This window comes from Glycomyces tritici, from assembly GCF_030403505.1.
The window spans coordinates 221243-240182 of record NZ_JAUEMJ010000003.1; the positions used below are offsets into that span (position 1 = coordinate 221243).

Annotated in this window: 18 protein-coding genes; 5 read left to right on the forward strand and 13 right to left on the reverse strand. The window is 70.2% G+C overall.

The genetic code is table 11. From position 1 onward, the window contains the following. Window positions 1-21: 21 nt before the first annotated feature. From QWI33_RS11510 to QWI33_RS11520, 3 genes are all read left to right on the forward strand, one after another. A complete protein-coding gene (locus QWI33_RS11510) occupies window positions 22-1143 on the forward strand; it encodes a GNAT family N-acetyltransferase (RefSeq protein ID WP_289957292.1) in 1122 nt (373 codons plus the stop codon). Between the two features lie 70 nt (window positions 1144-1213). Then, window positions 1214-2185, forward strand: a complete 972-nt coding sequence (locus tag QWI33_RS11515) for a GNAT family N-acetyltransferase (RefSeq protein ID WP_289957293.1) — start codon at window positions 1214-1216, stop codon at window positions 2183-2185. Between the two features lie 84 nt (window positions 2186-2269). Next, a complete protein-coding gene (locus QWI33_RS11520) occupies window positions 2270-3418 on the forward strand; it encodes an Ig-like domain-containing protein (protein WP_289957759.1) in 1149 nt (382 codons plus the stop codon). Between the two features lie 165 nt (window positions 3419-3583). Here QWI33_RS11520 and hpf read toward each other — a convergent pair whose 3' ends face one another. From hpf to QWI33_RS11545, 5 genes are all read right to left on the reverse strand, one after another. Beyond that, window positions 3584-4249: a ribosome hibernation-promoting factor, HPF/YfiA family gene (gene hpf, locus QWI33_RS11525; RefSeq protein ID WP_289957294.1), complete on the reverse strand. Its 666-nt coding sequence runs from the start codon at window positions 4247-4249 to the stop codon at window positions 3584-3586. A gap of 315 nt (window positions 4250-4564) precedes the next feature. After that, on the reverse strand, window positions 4565-5299 hold the full coding sequence (locus QWI33_RS11530; RefSeq protein ID WP_289957295.1) for a ComF family protein: 735 nt from the start codon (window positions 5297-5299) through the stop codon (window positions 4565-4567). A gap of 16 nt (window positions 5300-5315) precedes the next feature. Beyond that, a complete protein-coding gene (locus QWI33_RS11535) occupies window positions 5316-6674 on the reverse strand; it encodes an ABC transporter permease (RefSeq protein ID WP_289957296.1) in 1359 nt (452 codons plus the stop codon). Continuing rightward, the gene (locus QWI33_RS11540) at window positions 6674-7975 is read right to left on the reverse strand and encodes a hypothetical protein (protein WP_289957297.1); all 1302 of its coding nucleotides are present in this window, start codon (window positions 7973-7975) and stop codon (window positions 6674-6676) included. Before QWI33_RS11540 ends, QWI33_RS11535 begins: the two co-directional genes overlap by 1 nt. A 129-nt stretch (window positions 7976-8104) precedes the next feature. Beyond that, the gene (locus tag QWI33_RS11545) at window positions 8105-8797 is read right to left on the reverse strand and encodes a ferritin-like fold-containing protein (protein ID WP_289957298.1); all 693 of its coding nucleotides are present in this window, start codon (window positions 8795-8797) and stop codon (window positions 8105-8107) included. Window positions 8798-9214: 417 nt separating this feature from the next. On the opposite strand from QWI33_RS11545, the gene QWI33_RS11550 reads away from it, so the two are divergent. Together QWI33_RS11550 and QWI33_RS11555 are read left to right on the forward strand one after the other, a co-directional pair. Then, the gene (locus QWI33_RS11550) at window positions 9215-10924 is read left to right on the forward strand and encodes a DEAD/DEAH box helicase (protein WP_289957299.1); all 1710 of its coding nucleotides are present in this window, start codon (window positions 9215-9217) and stop codon (window positions 10922-10924) included. A 162-nt stretch (window positions 10925-11086) separates the two neighbouring features. Then, entirely contained in the window at window positions 11087-11314 is a 228-nt protein-coding gene (locus QWI33_RS11555) for a hypothetical protein (RefSeq protein WP_289957300.1), read from the forward strand. A 66-nt stretch (window positions 11315-11380) separates the two neighbouring features. Here QWI33_RS11555 and QWI33_RS11560 read toward each other — a convergent pair whose 3' ends face one another. From QWI33_RS11560 to QWI33_RS11595, 8 genes are all read right to left on the reverse strand, one after another. Continuing rightward, window positions 11381-11926 carry a hypothetical protein gene (locus tag QWI33_RS11560; protein WP_289957301.1) on the reverse strand — a complete coding sequence of 182 codons (546 nt, stop codon included), beginning with the start codon at window positions 11924-11926 and terminating at the stop codon, window positions 11381-11383. A 24-nt stretch (window positions 11927-11950) separates the two neighbouring features. Then, on the reverse strand, window positions 11951-12574 hold the full coding sequence (locus tag QWI33_RS11565; RefSeq protein ID WP_289957302.1) for a MarC family protein: 624 nt from the start codon (window positions 12572-12574) through the stop codon (window positions 11951-11953). Between the two features lie 53 nt (window positions 12575-12627). After that, window positions 12628-13809 carry a hypothetical protein gene (locus tag QWI33_RS11570; protein WP_289957303.1) on the reverse strand — a complete coding sequence of 394 codons (1182 nt, stop codon included), beginning with the start codon at window positions 13807-13809 and terminating at the stop codon, window positions 12628-12630. Beyond that, entirely contained in the window at window positions 13806-14351 is a 546-nt protein-coding gene (locus QWI33_RS11575) for a SigE family RNA polymerase sigma factor (protein ID WP_270115268.1), read from the reverse strand. Before QWI33_RS11575 ends, QWI33_RS11570 begins: the two co-directional genes overlap by 4 nt. Window positions 14352-14593: 242 nt before the next feature. Next, window positions 14594-15427, reverse strand: a complete 834-nt coding sequence (locus tag QWI33_RS11580; protein WP_289957304.1) for a PH domain-containing protein — start codon at window positions 15425-15427, stop codon at window positions 14594-14596. A 13-nt stretch (window positions 15428-15440) separates the two neighbouring features. Then, window positions 15441-15596, reverse strand: coding sequence for a hypothetical protein (locus QWI33_RS11585; protein WP_289957305.1), 156 nt, complete (start codon window positions 15594-15596; stop codon window positions 15441-15443). A gap of 465 nt (window positions 15597-16061) precedes the next feature. Beyond that, complete coding sequence (locus QWI33_RS11590; RefSeq protein WP_289957306.1) at window positions 16062-16769, reverse strand: TrmH family RNA methyltransferase; 708 nt, start codon at window positions 16767-16769, stop codon at window positions 16062-16064. Between the two features lie 220 nt (window positions 16770-16989). Continuing rightward, the gene (locus QWI33_RS11595; protein ID WP_289957307.1) at window positions 16990-18915 is read right to left on the reverse strand and encodes an acetoacetate--CoA ligase; all 1926 of its coding nucleotides are present in this window, start codon (window positions 18913-18915) and stop codon (window positions 16990-16992) included. Window positions 18916-18940: the final 25 nt, after the last annotated feature.

The following is an 18940-nucleotide window of genomic DNA, read 5'->3' on the forward strand; positions in this document are numbered from 1 at the left end:
GGTGGGGCACAATCGTTGCCTATGGAACCCGTCACCCTCACCGCCGACGGCCTGCGACTCGTCACGTGGGAGCAGCGGCACATGAGCGATCTCGCGAAGATCTACGCCGACCCGCTCATCGAGCGGTTCCTGGTCATGCCGCTCCCCTGGGCCGGCACCGCGCGCGAGCGTTTCGTGTGGCTGCAGGAGCGGCACTGGCAGAGCGGGAACCCGCGCTGGGCGGTGGTCGACGAGGTCGGCGCGCTGGTCGGCTCGATGGCGCTGACGAAGTCGTTCCCGTACGAGTTGACGATCACGTACGTGACCGCGCCGTGGGCCCGGGGCCGCGGGGTGGCGCAGCGGGCGATCCGCGCGGCCGTGCAGTTCGGGTTCGAGCACCTGGGGGCCAAGCGCATCGCGTGGGACGCGATCGTGGGGAACCACGCCTCGCGCCTCGCGGCGATCCGCACCGGCTTCACTGTGGAGGGCATCGCCCGCAACGGGGTGTACCAGCGCGGGCTCTCGAAGGACTGCTGGGTGGGGGGCATCCTGCCGGGCGAGGTGCGCGGGCCGGACGACCCCCCGTCCGACTACGGGATCCTGAAGCGGCAGGCCGGGTTCTTCCTGGCCGAGCGCGAGGAGCTGGAGACCGAGGTGGCGGGCCTGCGGCTGCGGCCGCTGCGGGAGGCGGACCTGGACGACCTGGCGGTGAGCTGCGCCGACGAGGCGGTGCAGCGCTGGACGACCCTCCCGGGGGACTACACCCGGGCCATGGCCGACGACTGGTTCGCCGAGTGCGCCGAGCGGTGGGACCGGGGCCGGAGCGTGCTCTTCGTCCTCGCGGACGCCGACGACCGCTACTGCGGTTCGGTGGAGCTGGTGCTCGAGGCGGGGGGCGAGGCCGGGATCGGCTACTTCTGCTCGCCGTGGGCGCGCGGGCGGGGCTGGATGACGGCGGCGGTGCGGCGGCTGTGCCGGCTCGGCTTCGAGGAGCTGGGGCTGGAGCGCGTCAACTGGCGCGCGGTGGTCGGGAACGAGGCCTCGCGGCGCGTCGCCGAGAAGGCCGGGTTCACCGTCGAGGGCACGCGCAGGCGCACGCGGCACGGCGGCGACGGCCGCGTCGACTCCTGGGTCGGGAGCCTGCTCCCCGAGGACGTCGCCTGATTCGCGAAGAACGCGAATTCCGTTCCGGGAATGGTTGACGGAACGGTCCCGCCCCTGCTTGGCTGAGGGCGTGTATGACTTCGAGCCCGTCGAATCGGCGACGTTCTCGCTGCGCCCGGCGCCCGAGGACGTGAAGGTCGACTGCGGGTTCAGTCCCGACGCCCTCGCGTACGGCCCCGAAGGCGAGTCCGTCTGGGGCGCGCTGGGCTTCACCGCCGTCGACCGCATCGTGACCGCGCGGTTCTGGGTCGCGCCCGAGCGGCGCGGCAAGCACCTGGCGGCGGCGATGCTGCGGGCCGCGGTCCCCGGCGTGTTCGAGCGCGGGGCGTGGCGCCTGGAGGTGCGGCCGCCGGTGCGCGACCAGGCCGCGATCCGGTCCGCGATGCGGGCCGGGTTCCGGCCCGACAGCGGTGTGGCGCGCGGCGCGGCCTGGGACGGCACCGAGGCCCTGACGCTCGGGCTGCTGCCCCAGGACGGGCCGGGGCCGTTCCCGCGGGTGCTGCCCGACCTGCCGGGCGGGGCCCTCAGGGACGGTGTGATCGCCCTGCGGCCCTTGATGCCCGAGGACTACGAGGCGCATCTGCGGCACCGGTCGCGGCCGGAGGTCTACTCGGGCGCGGTCCTGCCGCTGCCGCCGAGCCGGGTGGAGGCCCGCGAGGTCTGCGAGTGGCGGGCGGCACTGGAGTGGCTGCGCGGTCGCAACGCCCTCATGGTGATCGACGACGGCGCCGGATACCAGGGCACGATCGGGCTCTACGACGTGGCGCGCGTCGCGGGCACCGGCATGATCGGCTACGACCTGCGGCCCGAGACGCGCGGCCGGGGGTACGCGACGCGTGCGGTGCGGATGGTGCGCACGTGGGCGTTCAAGGAGGTCGGGCTCGACCGCGTGTGGGCCGGGACCGACATCCACAACACCGCGTCGCAGGCGGTCCTGCGGCGCGCCGGCTTCCGGCTCGAGGGCGTCGAGCGGGGCGGTCTGCCGACGATCGCGGGGCGGCGGCGGGACACGTTGCTGTGGGCTTCGCTAAGTAGCGATTGACGTGCAACCCAACAGGTGGCGCCGAGCGTCGTGGATATAGTGATCCAGTCACTTCGCTTTGTGGAGGAACCCCCTTTGAAGCCCATGCCCGCGCGCGCCCTGGCGGTGCTGTCCCTGGCGCTCGTCATGAGCGCCTGCGCCGCACCCCAGACGGGGACGTTCACGCCCGCGCCGATCGTCCCGGCGGTGTCGATGGACGCCGTCGAAGCACAAGACCCGACCGCGCCGTTCACCCTGTCCGTGGTGGACGGCATCCTCGAAGAGGTCAACGTCACCTCCGACCGCTCCGAGACCATCGAGGGCTCCTTCTCCGAAGACCTCACCACCTGGACCTCCGAAGGCATCCTCGACGCCGGATCCACCCACACCGTGGTCGCCAAGGCCGTCAGCTCGGACGGCACCGTCACCGAGTTCGAGCAGCAGTTCACGACTGAAGCGCGCGAGAGCTCGGGCTTCGAGGTCGCCGACGTCACCCCGGTCGCCGAAGGCGAGGAGGTCGGCGTGGGCGCACCGCTCATCGTGACCTTCACCGAAGACGCCCCCGACCGCGCCGCCGTGGAACGGCTCCTGGTCGTGGAGTCCGAGAAAGGCCACGAGGGCGCCTGGCGGTGGATCGACGACGACACCGTGATCTACCGGACCAAGGACTACTGGGAAGGCCACCAGACCGTCACGTTCACCGCGAACTTCGCGGGCGAGTTCCTCGGCGAGGACACCTGGGGCGGCGAGGACTACACCGCCCAGATGGTCATCGGCGAGGCGAACATCTCCGTCGCCGACCTGGACACCCACACCATGACCGTCGAGATCGACGGCGAGGTCGCCAAAGAGATCCCGATCAGCGGCGGCTCGGGCGAGGAGTACGAGTACTACACCGCGACCGGCACCCACCTGGTGATGGAGAAGATGGCCGAGAAGACGATGGTCTCCCCCGGCAAGGAAGAGGGCGACGAGGGCTACTACTCGACCCCGGTCAACTGGGCCACCCGCATCAACGCCACCGGCGAATTCGTCCACGGCGCCCCGTGGAACGGCAGCCTGGGATCGGCGAACCTCTCGCACGGCTGCCTGAACGCCAGCGAGGCCGACGCCGAGTGGTTCTTCAACATCGCCCAGCGCGGCGACCCGGTCGAGGTCGTCGGCGAGTCGTCCCCGCGCGCGATGCCGTGGGACAACGGCTGGGGCTACTGGATCCTGTCCTTCGACGAGTGGAAGGAAGGCTCGGCCCTCTAGGGTCCGGTGTGCTTCTCCCCCACCGAAAAGCGAACTGAGCATGGATCGAGGCCCCGGGCTTGCGCCCGGGGCCTCGTCCGGTCCGGATGCCACCCCTCAACAACATCCGAACCCAAGAGGAAAGTCCCCCTCTTCACCGGCGCCGGCGCGCGGCGCCCCGGGTGGCTAGATGTCGAGCCGCAGCAGGCCGTAGTCGAAGGCCCGGCGGCGGTAGACGACCGTCGGGCGGCCGCTCTCCTTGTCGTGGAACAGGTAGAAGTCGTGGCCGACGAGCTCCATGTTCTGCAGCGCGTCGTCGACGGTCATCGGCTCACCGGGGTGGATCTTCTCGCGGACGATCCGGCCGGGCAGGTGGTCTTCGACGAGGCCTTCGAAATGGTCGATGTCCTCGGAGATGAAGTGCGCCGCGGCGGCGTCCTTCACTTCGGGTTCGGCGAGCAGGGTGCCGTTCAACCCGCCGTTGCCGTTGGAGGTCGCCTGCGCGACCGACATCGGGGCCTTGGTCCCGCCCCGGTGGATGCGCTTGCGGTCGGTGTTCTTGCGGAGCTGGTGCCCGAGCTTGGTCACGGCGAGTTCGAACGCGGACCGGAAGTCCTCGGCGCAGGCCTCGGCGCGCATGACCGTCCCCTTAGGACGGCAGGTGATCTCGACTCGCTGGGCGTGGTCGGCTTGGCGGGGATTGGGCTCGTGATAGAGCTCGACGTCGATATCGATCGCCTCCCCGTCGTAACGGGCGAGGTATTTGGCGATCTTGGACTCGATCTTCTCTTCGACGAGCTCGCGGTAGTGGTCGGGAACCTCCACGTTGCGACCCTTGACGACGATGTCCACCTCTGAACCTCCCAGGTGCATCCCGCTCTGCCTGGCGGCGATGCTGACGATGTTGTGCGTGCTGGGTCCGGAGCCGATGGTCCGGTACGGCGTAAGGAGCGACCTCCTCTCACGGGTAGAACGACCGGGGTTTCCGCGCCTCTGGATTGGGGGCGTTCACCTTTGGGCCATCTGGCCTCTGTCGTCTCGTTACCGATCCGAGATTTCGAGACTATCCCCTCGGTCACCGAAAGTCGACCCTTCGGCTACCGGAATTCTCCAATGCCAATGGGTGCGTCCGCGCGAATTTCGGCGGACTGGAGATAACTCTTCGCATTAGCGGCCGAAGTGGCGTTTCGGACCTTGTCGAGTTGCCGACACCCAGAGGGGTACCCGCCGGTACCGCCACATGAACCCCTGCCGCCCCACTAAAGCGGCGGCGATGACGACCGCGGCCGGCACCGCGACGCCCGCCCGACGGAGCACCGCGGCAGCGGCGTCGAGCGTCGCGCCGGTGGTCACGATGTCGTCCACGAGGATCGCAGGGCGCCCCGAGGCCGCGAGGGCGGCGAGGCGGCGCGGGGCGGCGCGCAGGCTCGCGCGCGCCGCGGCGGCGCGCCCTTGCGGCGTCAGGCCCACCGAGTCGGGCCGGGGCCCGGCCCGCAGCACCGGATGCAGCTCCCCCAGTCCCGCACAGGCGTGGGCGACATGGTCGAAGCCGCGGGAGCGGCGCGCGGCCCGGGTCGGCGGGACCGGGACGAGCACGGCGTCCGGGACCTCGGCGGCCACGACCGCCAGCGCGCGGCCCAGGAGGGCCCCGAGCGCGGGGGCGAGTTCGCGGCGGGCGCGCTCCTTGTACTCGTTGAGGGCCTCGGCGAGCGCCCCGGCGTAGGGCCCGCCCGCGACCACGGGCGGGGCGGTGCGCCGGGCCGGGGCCGCCAGGACCGGGCGGAGGGCGAGCAGGTCGGCGGCGCAGTCGGCGCACAGACCGCTGCCCGCCGCCGGCGCGCTCCGGCAGGAGGCGCAGGCGGCGGGCAGGAACAGGTCCCGTGCGTCCTCGGTGAGTCTCACCGGGGACTAACGAGTGTCAGGCGCGGAGGGTCACCGCGGGCGGGATGCGGCTGGCGCGCCACGCCGGGTAGACGCCGGCGACGACGCCCACGACCGCGCCGATGACCGGCCCGGCGGCGAACAGCATCGGGTCGAACACGATCTGCCAGTCGCGGTAGAGCGAGACGATCGCGGTGACGTTGACGCCGAGCACGGTGCCGAAGAGACCGCCGATGAGTCCGATGAGGGTGGATTCCCACACGAACTGCATGGCGACGGCCCGCCGGGCGGCGCCGACGGCGCGGCGCAGGCCGATCTCGCTGCGGCGCTCCATGACCGAGACGAGCGCGGTGTTGGAGACCGAGACGGCGCCGATGACGAGCGAGACGCCGGCGAGGCCGAGCAGCAGCGCCTGCATCTCGTTCTCCACGCCCTTGCGGAAGTTCCGCAGGTCCGAGGGCTTGGTGGTGTTGAGGTTCTCGGCGCCTTCGGGGAAGACGGCGGTCGGCGCGGTCTGGGCGACCTTGTCGGCGGCGCCGAGGTCGGTGCGGATGAACACTTCCGCGGCCCCGAACTCGGGGTCGCCGGTGGTGCACGGGGTGGGCGGGATGATCACGGCGCCGGTGAGCTTGGCTTCGCCCTCGGGCGCGGTGTAGACGCCGACGAGGGCGTACTCCTCGCCGTTGAGGTAGATCATCGGGCCGCCTGCGAGCGAGGCGTAGCCCAGGTCGCGGGCGGCGGACTCGTCGATGACGGCGACCTTGTCGTCGCGCTCGACGTGCCCCATGTCGAAGGCGGCGCCCTGCACGAAGGTGAAGCCGTAGGCCTCCATCGCGCCCGGTTCCATGCCGAGGACGGGAACGTCCCGCGTGTAGTCCTGGCCTTCGGTGCGGGAGGCCTTGCGCTCCTCGCTGGAGGTGCAGAGGATCCCGGCGTTCTCCACGCCGATGATGGCGCGCACCCGCTCGCTGGCGTCCAGTGAGGGCGCGAAGCCGGCGTCGCGCATGTTGTTGGAGAACGAGACGGTGACCTGGGTGGCCTCGGTGGCGTTGAAGCGCTCGGCGATGGCGTTGGCAGACGTGGACGAGAGGCCCACGGTGGCGACGGTGGCGGCGATGCCCAGTGCGATGCCGATCGCGGTCATCCAGGTGCGCATGGAGCGGCCGCGCAGGGACTGGAGCGCCTCGTAGGCGATGCCCATGCTGCGGACGCCGAAGGCGCCCTGGCGTTGCGGTACTTCGGCTTCGGCGGCTCTGCGCTCCGCCTTGGCCTCCTTCTTGGCGGCCCGGCGTGCTTTGCGCCCGCGGGGCTGGGCCTCGACCGGCTCCTCGTCTCCGGCGGAGACGAACTCCAGGAGCTCGGTGTCGGTCTCGGGCTTGCGGCGCCCCCTGGCCATCAGGCGTTTTCCCGGTCGCGCCAGGCGATCACGACCTCGTCGTCCTTGGCGAGCTCGCCGTCGACGACCTCGACCACCCCGCGGCCCTCGTGGCGCAGGGTCACTTCGACCTCGACGTGGCGCTCTTTGCCGTCCTCGCCTTCGACGACGGTGAGCATGGTGCGGTCCTCGCTGTCGGTCCACAGGGCCGAGAGCGGGATGATGAGGGCGTCCTCGGCCGAGCGGGCGCGGATGAGCGTGACCTCCTGCTCCTCGCCGGGGGCGAGGTCGTCGATGCCCTCGACGGTGGAGGCGTCGAACTCGAAGACGGCGTAGATGACGTCGACGGTCTGCTCCCCCTCCCCCTCTTCGCCCGGGTACATGCCTTCGTCGCCTTCGGCGGCCTCTTCGCGTTCTTCGAGTTCGAACGCGCCGACCTCCTGGCCCTCCATGGGGCCGTCGCCGAACTCGAGTTCGGCGTCGCCGCCGGCGTCCATGAGCGCGGAGGCGGTCTCCTCGTCGAGTTTGGCCTCGAGCTTCCAGTCGCCCGAGGCGAGGACCATGAGGGGTCCTTCGGTGCCGGTGACGGGCGCGGACTGCTTGGCGTTGATCTTGCCGACCTGCATGGGCAGCTCGGGCAGGAACACGACCTCCGCGGCGGGCACGATCACGCGCTCCACTGTGGAGGTCTGGCCGTCGCCGGTGTTCTCGGCGTTCTCGTCGCCTTCGCCTTCGGGGGGCGCCTCGCCCTCACCCTCGGGGGTCTCGTCGACGACCTCTTCGGAGGTGGTCGGGTGGTCGTAGCCGATGTTGTCGTAGAGCTTCTTCACGTCCGAGACGGTGCGCGCGTCGAACTTGCCGGTCTTGGGGGTGCCGTAGATCTGCTGGAGCGCCAGCTGCAGCTGCTCCACGTCCGGCCCGGTGTCGCCCTCCTGAAGGTCCCGGTAGGCGGGCACAGCCCCTTTCAGGGCGATCATCGGGCGGCCGGAGACCTCCAAGAGGACGGTGCCGGCCTTCACCTCGTCGCCGACCTCCAGCGGGATCTTCGAGGCCAGGGCGGTCTCGACCCCTGGGGGCGCGTCGGTCGGGGCCGGGACTTCGAAGTCCCCGGTGCGGTTGAGTTCCGCGTCGAAATCGAGCGTGTCGATCAGCTGGTCCTGGTCGACCCGGACAGTGATCACACTGTCATCGGGTTCGGCCGTCTCCTCGGCGCGCTGCGCCGGGGTCCGCGCCTGCAGCGCGAAGTACCAGGCGGTGCCGGTGGCGCCGAGCAGGGCCAGGGCGAGCACCCCGCTGACGACATGGCTTTTCTTGAGCCGCATGTTTGTGTCCTCCTCCACCGCCAAGACGCGTGGAAGGAAGGGTCCAGTTGCGGCCGAATCATCTCGATTCGGTAACGCCCCTTGCGCGGTCGCCTCGGTGGTGCTTTCGAGCCGTGAACGATCAGAGGCTCAGTTGTTCAGTCCGACGGATTTCATGCGGTCCTGGTGCGCGCGGGTGAGCCTGCGCAGCAGGGCGTCGAGGGTCCCCCCGTCGCCCACGATGATCGCGGTGAGGCGCTCGTTGGCGGCGGCCACGCCCTGGGCGCGGTTGATGCCCTCGCCGACGAGGCGGCGGGCCCACAGCGAGAGGCGGCCGGTGACGGCGGCGTCGGCCTCGACGGCGGCGCGGATCTCCTCGGCGGCCAGGTCGGAGGCGCCGGTCTCGGCCAGGACGGTCTCGATGAGGGTGCGGTCCTGCTCCTCGAGCCCGGCGGAGACGACGCGGAAGAAGTCGTCGGCGACCGCGTCGCCGAGGTAGACCTTCACGAGCGCCTCGAGCCAGTCGCGGGGCGAGGTGGAGGCGTCGAAGGAGCGGAAGGCCTCCTTGAACGGGGCCATGGCCTCGCCCGGGTCGGCCCCGAGCTCCTGCAGGCGGTCGGCGAGGAGCCGGTAGTTGCGAATCTCACCCACCGCGGCTTCGGAGAGGGCGGCCCGGCGTCCGAGGTCGGGGGCGAGCCGCGCGTCGTAGACCATCCGTTCGAATGCGAGCAGTTCGCCGAGGGCAAGCAGCCCAAGGAGATCGATGACGGCTTCGCGGCCGGGGGCCGAGGCGGCGGGGGCCGGGTCGTCGTTTTGCGCGGCGGCATCAGTTGTCTCGGACACGGGGGCAGGTTACCACTGGCCCAGAGCGGCCTTCGCCTTCGCAGGTTGTCCGAAAGCGGACCGATGCACGCGTCTTCGCAGGTCGGCACGGCCCCGAACGGGTGAGTCCGCCCACGTTGCGGGCCTGATCGCAGCGTCGCACCGAGACGGCCGTGCGCTCGGGGCGTACGATGGACGGGAGCGACCGCGGCCATCTGGTGGCAGTCCCCTCGACGAAGCTCGCGAATCACTGGTTCGACCATACGAGTTCGGCGATGCGAGAGCGGTCCTCGAACGCGGTACCGGCGCCAGGCGCCGAACCGCTCCTGCGAAGCGGCGACTTCCCGAATCCGGCGGTCGTCGCCGCTGTATGACGAGACTGAATGTGGCGCCGAGTTCCCCGGATCTGGTGACGTCCTCCGCCACGAGGTGAACAGAGTGAACGAAGTGAACAACGACCGGCTCAAGAACGAGGGGCCGACCTTCGCCCAGCTGGGCGTGAGGGAAGAGACCGTCGAAGCCCTTGCAGCGCTTGGTATCGAACGGGCCTTCGCCATCCAGGAGTACGCGATTCCCATCGCGCTCCGCGGCTCGGACATCATCGGCCGCGCCCCCACCGGCACCGGCAAGACCTTCGGGTTCGGCCTGCCGATCATCGACCGGATCTCCTCCGCCGAGGAGGGCGCCAGCGGCAAGCCGCAGGCGCTGATCCTGGTCCCGACACGCGAACTGGGCCTCCAGGTCTCCAGGGACCTCGAGGACGCGGGCAAGACCCGCGGCATCCGGGTCCTGCCGATCTACGGCGGCCGGGCCTACGAGCCCCAGGTCGAGGCGCTCAAGGCCGGCGTCGACATCATCGTCGGCACCCCCGGGCGACTCCTGGACCTGCACAAGTCCAAGCACATCAAGCTCGACGCCATCAAGCACTGCGTGCTCGACGAGGCCGACAGGATGCTCGACCTCGGTTTCTCCGAGGACGTGGAGAAGATCCTCAAGCTCCTGCCGACCGAGCGCCAGACGATGCTGTTCTCGGCCACGATGCCCGACACGATCATGTCGCTCTCGCGCCGCCACATGCACCGCCCGATGACCGTCGCCGCCGACGTGACCGGCCCCGACCAGGAGGCGGCCAAGCGCACCCGCCAGCTGGTCTACATGACCCACTCGCTGAACAAGGTCGAGGTCACGGCCCGGATCCTCCAGGCCCGCGAGCGCGGCCTGACGATCCTGTTCTGCCGCACCAAGCGCGCCGCGCAGAAGGTCGCCGACGAACTGGACTTCCGCGGCTTCGCGGTCGGCTCGGTCCACGGCGACCTGGGGCAGAACGCGCGCGAGCGGGCCCTGCGGGCCTTCCGCGCCGGGAAGATCGACGTGCTGGTGGCGACCGACGTGGCCGCCCGCGGCATCGACGTCCCCGACATCACGCACGTGATCAACTACGACGCGCCCGAAGAGGCCGACACGTACGTGCACCGCATCGGCCGCACCGGCCGCGCGGGCGCCACGGGCATCGCGGTCACCTTCCTCACGTGGGAGGACCTGCCTCGCTGGAAGATCATCGTCAAGGCCAACAACCTCGACATCGGCGAGCCGGTCGAGACGTACCACACGTCCGACCACCTGTACACGGACCTGGACATCCCCGAAGGCGCGCCGTCGTCGCTCCCGAGCGACCAGCGCAAGCGCGACGGCCTCAGCGCCGAGCGCGAGGAGAACGTCGAGGGCGACAGCCGCAAGTCCGGCCGAGGCCGGGGGCGCGGTGACCGCGAGCGCGGCCGAGGCGGCAGCGACCGCCGCGGCGGCGGACGCTCGGGCGGGCGCAGCGAGCGTCCCGCCGGTTCGAGCGAGCGCAGTGAGCGCCCCGCTTCGAGCGAGCGCATCACCGTGGACGACAACGGCTCGGTCGTGAACGGCAGCGCCGACGGCGGCGAGGCTCCGGCCCCGCGCAGCCGCCAGCGCCGCCGCATCCGCACCGAAGGCGACAGCGCCCAGTCCGGCGCGGCGGCGAAGGCCCCGCGCCAGGCCAAGGCCGACGGCGACAGCGCCCCGCGCGCCGAAGCCGCCGCTGAGGGCGACGCCCCGGCGCGCAGGCGCCGCCGCCGTCGCCGCCCCACGGGCGACAGCGACCGCCAGGCGAGCGCCGAATAAGGCAAGGCGATACGGCTCGGCCCGTTGGATCCTCTGGGATCCGGCGGGCCGAGCCGTTTCCGCGTCACGCTTCGATCAGTCGCGCTCGACTGCGCGGGCCGGGCCGCGCTCGCTCCCGGCGACCCTGGGACCGGTTCGGCGCTTCGGCGTTAGGCTTCCCGCATGAGCGACCGCAACGAGTACGACGGCCCGCCCGTCAACGTGCCGCCGCCGCTGGGCTGGCGGGTCGAGTCCGTGGCGCTGCCGAGCGATCCCCGGCCGCTGCCGCGCCAGGACTACGCCGCCATCGACGCGGCCGAGCAGCGCGCCCGGCTCGTGACCCACTGGATCACCCTCGTCAGCGTCACCCTCATGTTCACCGTGCTCATCATCGGCCTCCTCAACGGCTGACCGCGCAAAGCGGCCCCGGCCGGGCGATGCCCGACCGGGGCCGTCGTTCGATCCCCGCGCCTCGGCCTATCGGACCAGGCCGCCCCAGGTCATCTCCGCGCCGGCGTGCCCGGTCTTGAACAGCCACCAGGCCGCCAGCAGCAGCAGGGCCAAAGCCACCACGCCGAAGATGAACATGACGATCCTGCGTCCGGTCGCCGCGGGATCGGACGACCCCGCCGGGGCCGCGTCGCCGTCCGCAGCGGGAGCGGGCGCCGCGCCGTCGCGGGCACGGGCCGCGCGGCGGCCGCGGTCGAGGCCGGCGAAGAGGAACCACACCGGGACCAGCGCCACGAGCGTCCACAAGAGCCAGAACGCGTAATCGTGGTGCTGCGAGACCGCCTGGTCCCAGCCGTCCGGTTCGTTGTAGTCCGCGAGCTGGCGCCCGGTGAAGATCCCGCCGAAGACCGACAGGGGCGCGATCAGCACCAGGGCCGCCACGGCCCAGCCGATGCGTTGGCGCAGCGGCGGAATCAGGAGGTAGCAGAGGCCGCCCAGTACGAGCAGCCCTACGAGGATGATCGGCGCGTGCACCACCAGCGGGTGCAGCGGGAGATCGAGAATCGTCGTCATAGGGTTTATTGAACCCTAAAGTGATCACCAACCGGAAGCCCCAGCAGAACTTTCGAAGAGTTCGACGTAGCCCATCACGGCATCCGCGATGAGCTGCACCGCGATCGCGGCCAGCAGCACGCCCGCGATCCGCGTCAGCACCTCGATGCCGCCGCGCCGCAGGATCTTCACCAGGAAGCCCGAGAACCGCATGACCAGGTAGATCGAGATGTGGATGACGACGATCGCCAGCGCGATCCACAGGTAGTCCGTTCGGGACGGCGCCTGCTGCACGAACAGGATCACCGCGACGATCGCGCCGGGCCCGGCCAGCAGCGGCGTGCCCAGCGGCACGAGCGCAATGTTCGACGTGGCGGTGTTCGTGGGCTCATCGGCCTGGCCGGTCAGCAGTTGCAGCGCGACCAGGAGCAGCAGCAGCCCGCCCGCGCCCTGCAGCGCCTCCAGGTCGATGTGGAGGTAGCTGATGATCTGCTGGCCGAGCAGCGCGAACAGCGAGATGACGCCCAGGGACAGGAGTGTCGCCTGAAGCGCGGCCCGGTTGCGCTCGCGCTGATCCATGGTCCCGGTCAGGGCCAGGTAGATCGGCACGATCCCCGGAGGGTCCATGATGACGAAGAGCGTCACCATGACCGTCAGCAAATATTCCACGCTGCGAGTATGTCAAGTCCGCCAGGTCACAGCCCCGGATTCGACCAGGCGTGTTAGGTGTAGCTCACGATGGGCATCACTGCGCCGTCGGGCGGTTCGAGTTCGGACACCACCGGCTCGTCCCCGGACTTGTCGATGAGCAGCCAGGTCTCGTCGCCGCGGTTGGCCCAGACCTCCCAGAGCCCGGCCGGATCGGTCCAGTTCTCCGTCGCGTCCTCGAACAGGTCCTGGTACTCGCCCATGTCCACTTCGATCTCGGCCTCGGCCATGGCGTCGACCTGGTACATCGCGACGACGCGTTCGGTGATGGCGGCCGAGTCCTCGGCGGCCTCCTCGCCGGCAGCGGCGGCCAGCGACTCCTGGATCACGTCGCTGTCCAGCGGTCCGCACTGCTCCTGGCCGCTGGCGGCGCCGGCGCCGTCGAGGTCCGAGACGCAGACGTAGCTCGGGTCGGTCTGGTCGACGAGGACCGCGGCCTGCAGGCCGGCGTCGCTCACCGTCTCCAGGCCGAAGTTGCGCTCGTCGTTGAACCACATGGCCTGTGCTTCGCCGGCGGTGGCCGAGTGCAGGTCGGTCATGAAGACCGCCGTGGTCTCGTTCCAGTCCTCGAGGGTGAGGGCGAAGCTGGTCGTGAACGCGACCGTCTCGGTCTCCTCGTGGAGTGAGACGTCGACCAGCGAGTACTCCTCCTCGGTGTACTCGGCGTTCGGGGTGACCATCGCGTAGCGGTCGCCGGTGCTGTTGACCTTGGTGGTGGTCTCGAGTGAGGGCTTCTCCTCGGAGGCGAGCCGGTCGCCGTCGAGGTCGAGCGTCCACACGTCGGACTCGGACTCCAGCATGTACTGGGTGGTGAGCCGGTAGACGTAGCCGGTCGGCTCGGCGGCGTCGAAGGCCAGCGATTCGCCGTCCTCGTTGAGCACGCTGTAGCGGCCGTCCTCGTCCTGGACCAGGAACTCCATACCGAGTTCGTTCTGCACTTCGATGGTGCTGGTGTCGGCGGCGATCGTGCCGTCGCCGTCGTCGCCGTGGAGTCCGACCAGCGGGTTCCAGACGACCGCGGCGCCGAGCACGAGCAGGCCCGCGCCGCTCGCGGCGGCGGCCGCGCGCCTGCGGCGGCGGATGCGCCCGGCGCCGGCGATGGCCAGGTCGGCCAGACCGGGGTCGTCGAAGACCGGCGCGGCGTCGGCCCGTTCGGCCAGCCCGCTGCGCAGGAGGGCCTCTATGTCCCCGCTCATGCCGCTTTCCTCGGTTCCATCGCCAGGCCGAGTGCGGCCGAGGGCGTACCGAGTCGTTTGCGCATGCCCGCGAGCGCGCGCGAGGCCTGGCTCTTGACGGTGCCGACGGAGATGCCGAGGATGTCGGCGATCTGCTGGTCGGTGCGGTTCTCGTAGTAGCGGAGGACGAGGACCGCACGCTGGCGCTTGGGGAGGACGGCGATGTGGCGCCACATGGCGTCGCGCACCGCCGAGTGCTCGGTGAAGTCGCGGGAGTGGTCGACCTTGTCCTCGAACACCTCGGTGGGCTTCTCGCGGTTGGACCGCTTGCGCCACCAGGAGGCGTTGGTGTTGTAGAGGATGCGGCGGGCGTAGGCGTCGACCGAATCAGTAGTCCTGATCCGGCTCCACGCCAGGTAGGTCTTCGTCAAGGTCGTCTGCACCAGGTCCTCCGCTGTTGCCCAGTTCCCCGTAAGGAGATACGCCGCACGGTGCAGCGCGGCGGAGCGAGCCGCCACGTACTCGCGGAACTCCTCGTCCTGGGACGATTTGGTCTCGCTCACGAGTCTCCCTGGGGGGGTCGAAGAACAGACGACTTACCCTCGGCGGACGGTTGCCCCGTAGGCCGGAATTCTGCCAAGAGATGGGTGTTCCTGGCAACCGAGGGTCGGATACAAACTGAGTATACGAAGTAGGTGCAACCCCCTGGGGCCCGGCATCGGATGCCGTGATGTGGGCTGAGACCAGGACGAAACACACCCGCCGACAGTGTCGACGGGTGTGCGGACGGTGAACGGAATCGCGGTTAGGCGTCCGCGGGTTTCGGTGCGGGCTCCCCTTCGGGGATGAGGTCTTCCTCGGGTTCGGCCTCGCGCTCGTCGACGGCCTCGGGCTCGTACATCTCCTCGCACATCTGGAGGTAGAGCTCGTTGGGGTTCGGCAGGTGCGGGACGTTCCGCAGCGCCTGGTCCTGGCCGGCGGACTCGATGATGAACTCGCCGTAGTTGAGCATGCGGCCCATCGGCGTCTGGGAGTACTTCATGTCCGTGACGCGGCCGAGCGGCATCATGGCCACCGAGCGGGTGATGACCCCTTGGATGAGCATGATCCGCTTGTTGGTCAGGATGAAGCGGTCCATGTACCAGTCGAGGATCTTCCAGCCCACGAAGCCGAGGATGAGCAGCCAGACGAGGACGGTGACGGTGAGCGCGGTGTTGTCGACGCCCGACTTGGTCAGCATCCCGGAGATGAGGCCCATGATGAAGGTCGCGAGCGTGCCCACGACGTACCAGGGCATGAGGTGCACCCAGTGCCGGCGCCACTCGCCGCGGTACTTCTCGGTCGGGAAGAGGTAGCGGGCGGAGATCGGGGAGGGGACGTCGGGCACCGACGGGGCGCGCACGCCGCCGAGGAGGCCGCCGCTCAGGCCGCTGTTGAGGCCGTCGTCGAAGCGGACGCCGTCGATGTCGCTCGCGGCGGTCGCCGGCGCGGATCCGGCCGTTCCCGGAGGGAAGCCGAATTCGCGCGTGGGGGTGTCCGCGCCCGGGGCGGGACTGTCTGAGGGGGCGCGGGGGCTGGGAGGTTCCAGCGGCTCGGTGTCCTTGTTGTCCCCCGAGCCGCCTGCACCGGATTCGGTCATAGTGCCGTCGCTATCAGGTCACGAGGCTCGTGAAGAACGCCGCGAAACCGTTTGCGGCATCGAGGATTCCGCCTGCGAGGTTCCCGACCACGTCACTGGCTTCGCCCGGCCTGAAGGCCACAAAGAACACCAGGAACGCAAGTCCGCCCCAAGTCAGAAACTTCTTCAACTTCCTCACCCCTCCCGTCAAGGGTCCTGGCCGATCGTTCGTCTGGCGCAGGCTGGCACGAGTCTACCGTACGAGCATGACTCGGCTTTCAGTTTTGTTCTGGGCCGCAACGGTGTGAACCGTGAGGCCCGGTGCCGGGATCAGCGTAACGCGATGGTTCCACTTTCGCCCGACTCCGCCCATCTACCAGCGGATTCAACCTATTCGCTTGTACCACCGGGAGCTTACCCCAAGTAACCTGCCATTGGCTCAATGTAGGCGCATCGCCCCCTCCGCCCCATAGAAGCGTCAGGTATCCGACACGAGCCGTTCGCCTACGCCCCCAAGGGGGAGTGACACGGTCACGTGGAGTCCCGGGGCGTCGTCGCCATCGGAGCTCCGAGCACGGAGGTGCTCCATTCCAGAGTGCCACCTGGAGGCGACATCCGGTGACCCCGTAGCGGTCGGATTCCTGACGATCGCCTCTCAGGAACTGGAATGTTTCCCGGCCGGGGTCTGCTCGAACACGTGTTCCCTGACCCAGGCGTGCATGGCGATGCCGCTGGCGACCCCGGCATTGATGGAGCGGGTCGATCCGAACTGGGTGATGGAGCAGACCATCGTGCAGGCCTCGCGCACCGGTGCCGACAGGCCGGGGCCCTCCTGGCCGAAGACCAGGACGGCGTTACGGGGCAGTGCGGTGGTCTCGATGGGGACGGAGCCGGGCAGGTTGTCGATGCCCACGACCGCCAGGCCTTCGGACGCGGCCCAGGCGACGAACTCCTCGACGGTGGCGTGGTGCTCGACGTGCTGGTAGCGGTCGGTGACCATCGCGCCGCGCCGGTTCCAGCGGCGCTTGCCGACGATGTGGACGGCCTTGGCGAGGAACGCGTTGGCGTTGCGCACGACGGTGCCGATGTTGAAGTCGTGCTGCCAGTTCTCGATGGCGACGTGGAAGTCGTGGCGGCGCTCGTCCAGGTCGGCCACGATCGCCTCGCGCTTCCAGTACCGGTACTCGTCGACCACGTTGCGGCGGTCGCCCAGGCGCAGCAGGTCCGGGTCGTACCGGTCGCCGGCGGGGAGCGGGCCCTCCCAGGGGCCGACGCCGACCGCGTCCGGGGCCTGGTCTTCGGCGGCCTGGTCGGCGGCGTCCTGCTGGGGTTCGGGCTCGGCGGGGCCGGTCGGGTCAGTCACGCCGCCTATTGGAGCACAGGAGGGCGCCGCGGTGGCCGAGGCGGGCTCCGGCGGAAGGCATAGCGCCGCCCCGGCGGCTACGGGGGAAACCTACCGGGGCGACGCGTTGCATAGTAGCGGCCGGACGCCTGCGATCGGGCACACACCTCACTGAATTCCCTTGCCGCGTAAGGAAATCGGGTTATTGAACGTCCCTTGTCACTCAGGTCTCGGCCAGGCCCTAGGTCCGCATGAAGGCCTTGAGTGCGTCGGGGTTCGCGAGGGCGTCGCGTGCGATCGCCTCTTCGGGCGGCACGCCTTTGAGGATCTTCTTCACCGGGACCTCCACCTTCTTGCCGCTGAGCGTGCGCGGGATCGCGGGGACCTGGCGCACCTCGTCCGGCAGGTGGCGGGGCGAGAGCTGCTCGCGCAGGGCGGCCGCGATGCGCCGCCGCAGGTCGTCGTCGAGCTCGGTGCCCTCGTTGCAGGCGATGTAGAGCAGGAGCCGGTCCTGGCCCGGGTCGTCCAGGTGCACGACCAGGGAGTCGGCCACGCCCTCGATCGCCTCGACGACCGCGTAGAACTCGGAGGTGCCCATGCGCACCCCGCCGCGGTTGAGCGTGGCGTCGCTGCGTCCCGAGATCACCGCCGAACCGCGGTCGGTGATGGTGATCCAGTCGCCGTGGCGCCAGATCCCGGGGAAGTCGGTGAGGTAGGTGTCGCGGTAGCGGTGCTTGAGCGGGTCGCCCCACAGGCCCACCGGCATGGAGGGCATCGGGGAGGCGATCACGAGCTCGCCTTCGCGGCCGATCCCGGGGTGCCCCTCGGGGTCGAAGGACTGCACGTCCGCGCCGAGGCACCGGCAGGAGAGCTCGCCGCGCCAGACCGGGACGGTGGGCGCGCCGCCGATGAACCCCGTGCACAGGTCGGTGCCGCCCGAGAGGGACTGCAGCTGCGCGGTCTCGCTGATGGATTCGTACACGTAGTCGAAGCCCACCGCCGGGAGCGGCGCGCCGGTCGAGCCGATGCCGCGGATCAGCGACAGGTCGGCCTCGTCCATGGGCTTGATGCCCCGCGAGCGGCAGGCCATGAGGAACGGCGCGCTCGTGCCGAAGTAGGTGGTGCCGGACTCCGCGGCGAGGCGCCACATCCCGGCCGGGTCCGGCGCCCCGTCGAACATGACGATCCCCGCGCCCACGATCGGCGCGGACATCAGGTAGTTCCACATCATCCACCCGGTGGTGGAGTACCAGAAGAACCGGTCGCCCACGCCCAGGTCGTGGTGCAGCGAGTGCATCTTGGCGTGCTCGATCGCCATGCCGCCGTGGGAGTGCACGATCGCCTTCGGCAGGCCCGTGGTGCCCGAGGAGTACAGGATGTACAGCGGGTGGTCGAAGGTCAGCGGCTCGAACTCGACCCCTTCGTCGTACGCGCAGAAGCGGTCCCAGGTCTCGCCCTCGACCTCCCCCGCGCCGATGTACGGGAGGGTGACGACCGAGCCGAGCCCTTCGAGGCCCCGTACGACGCGGCGCAGGTCGGCGGTGCGGTCCACGGTCTTGGGCCCGTACTTGTAGCCGTCCACGGCGACGAGGACCTTCGGCTCGATCTGCGCGAAGCGGTCGAGCACGGCCTTGGCCCCGAACTCGGGGGCGCAGCTGGAGAAGACCGCGCCGAGGCTCGCGGTGGCGAGCATGAGCGCGTAGGTCTCGGGGATGTTCGGCATCCAGGCCGCGACGCGGTCGCCGCGGTGCACGCCGTGGGCCACGAGCCCCGCGCGGGCGCGGGCCACGGCCTCGCGCAGGTCCCCGAGGGTCCACTCGACGGGGTCGCGGGTGTCGGAGTACGCGCGCACGAGCACGTCCTCCTCGTCCACCCCGGGCGCGGTGAGCACCGCGCGGGCGTAGTTGAAGGTCTCGTCCGGGAACCAGACGGTGTCCGGCATGGTCTCGTCGGCGAGGACCCGGTGCTCCGGGACGGTCTTGCCGAGGCCGAAGTACTCCCAGACCGCGCCCCAGAACGGGCGCAGGTGCTCGACGGAGTACTGCCACAGGGCCGGATAGCCGGTGAGGTCGCGTTCCTCCCGGCGGGACAGCCACTGGCCGAACCGCCCGATGTTCGTCGTCTCCACCGCGTCAGGCCGCGGCAGCCACAGCACCTCGTTGGTCACGTTCGCCTCCCCGATTCCACAACAG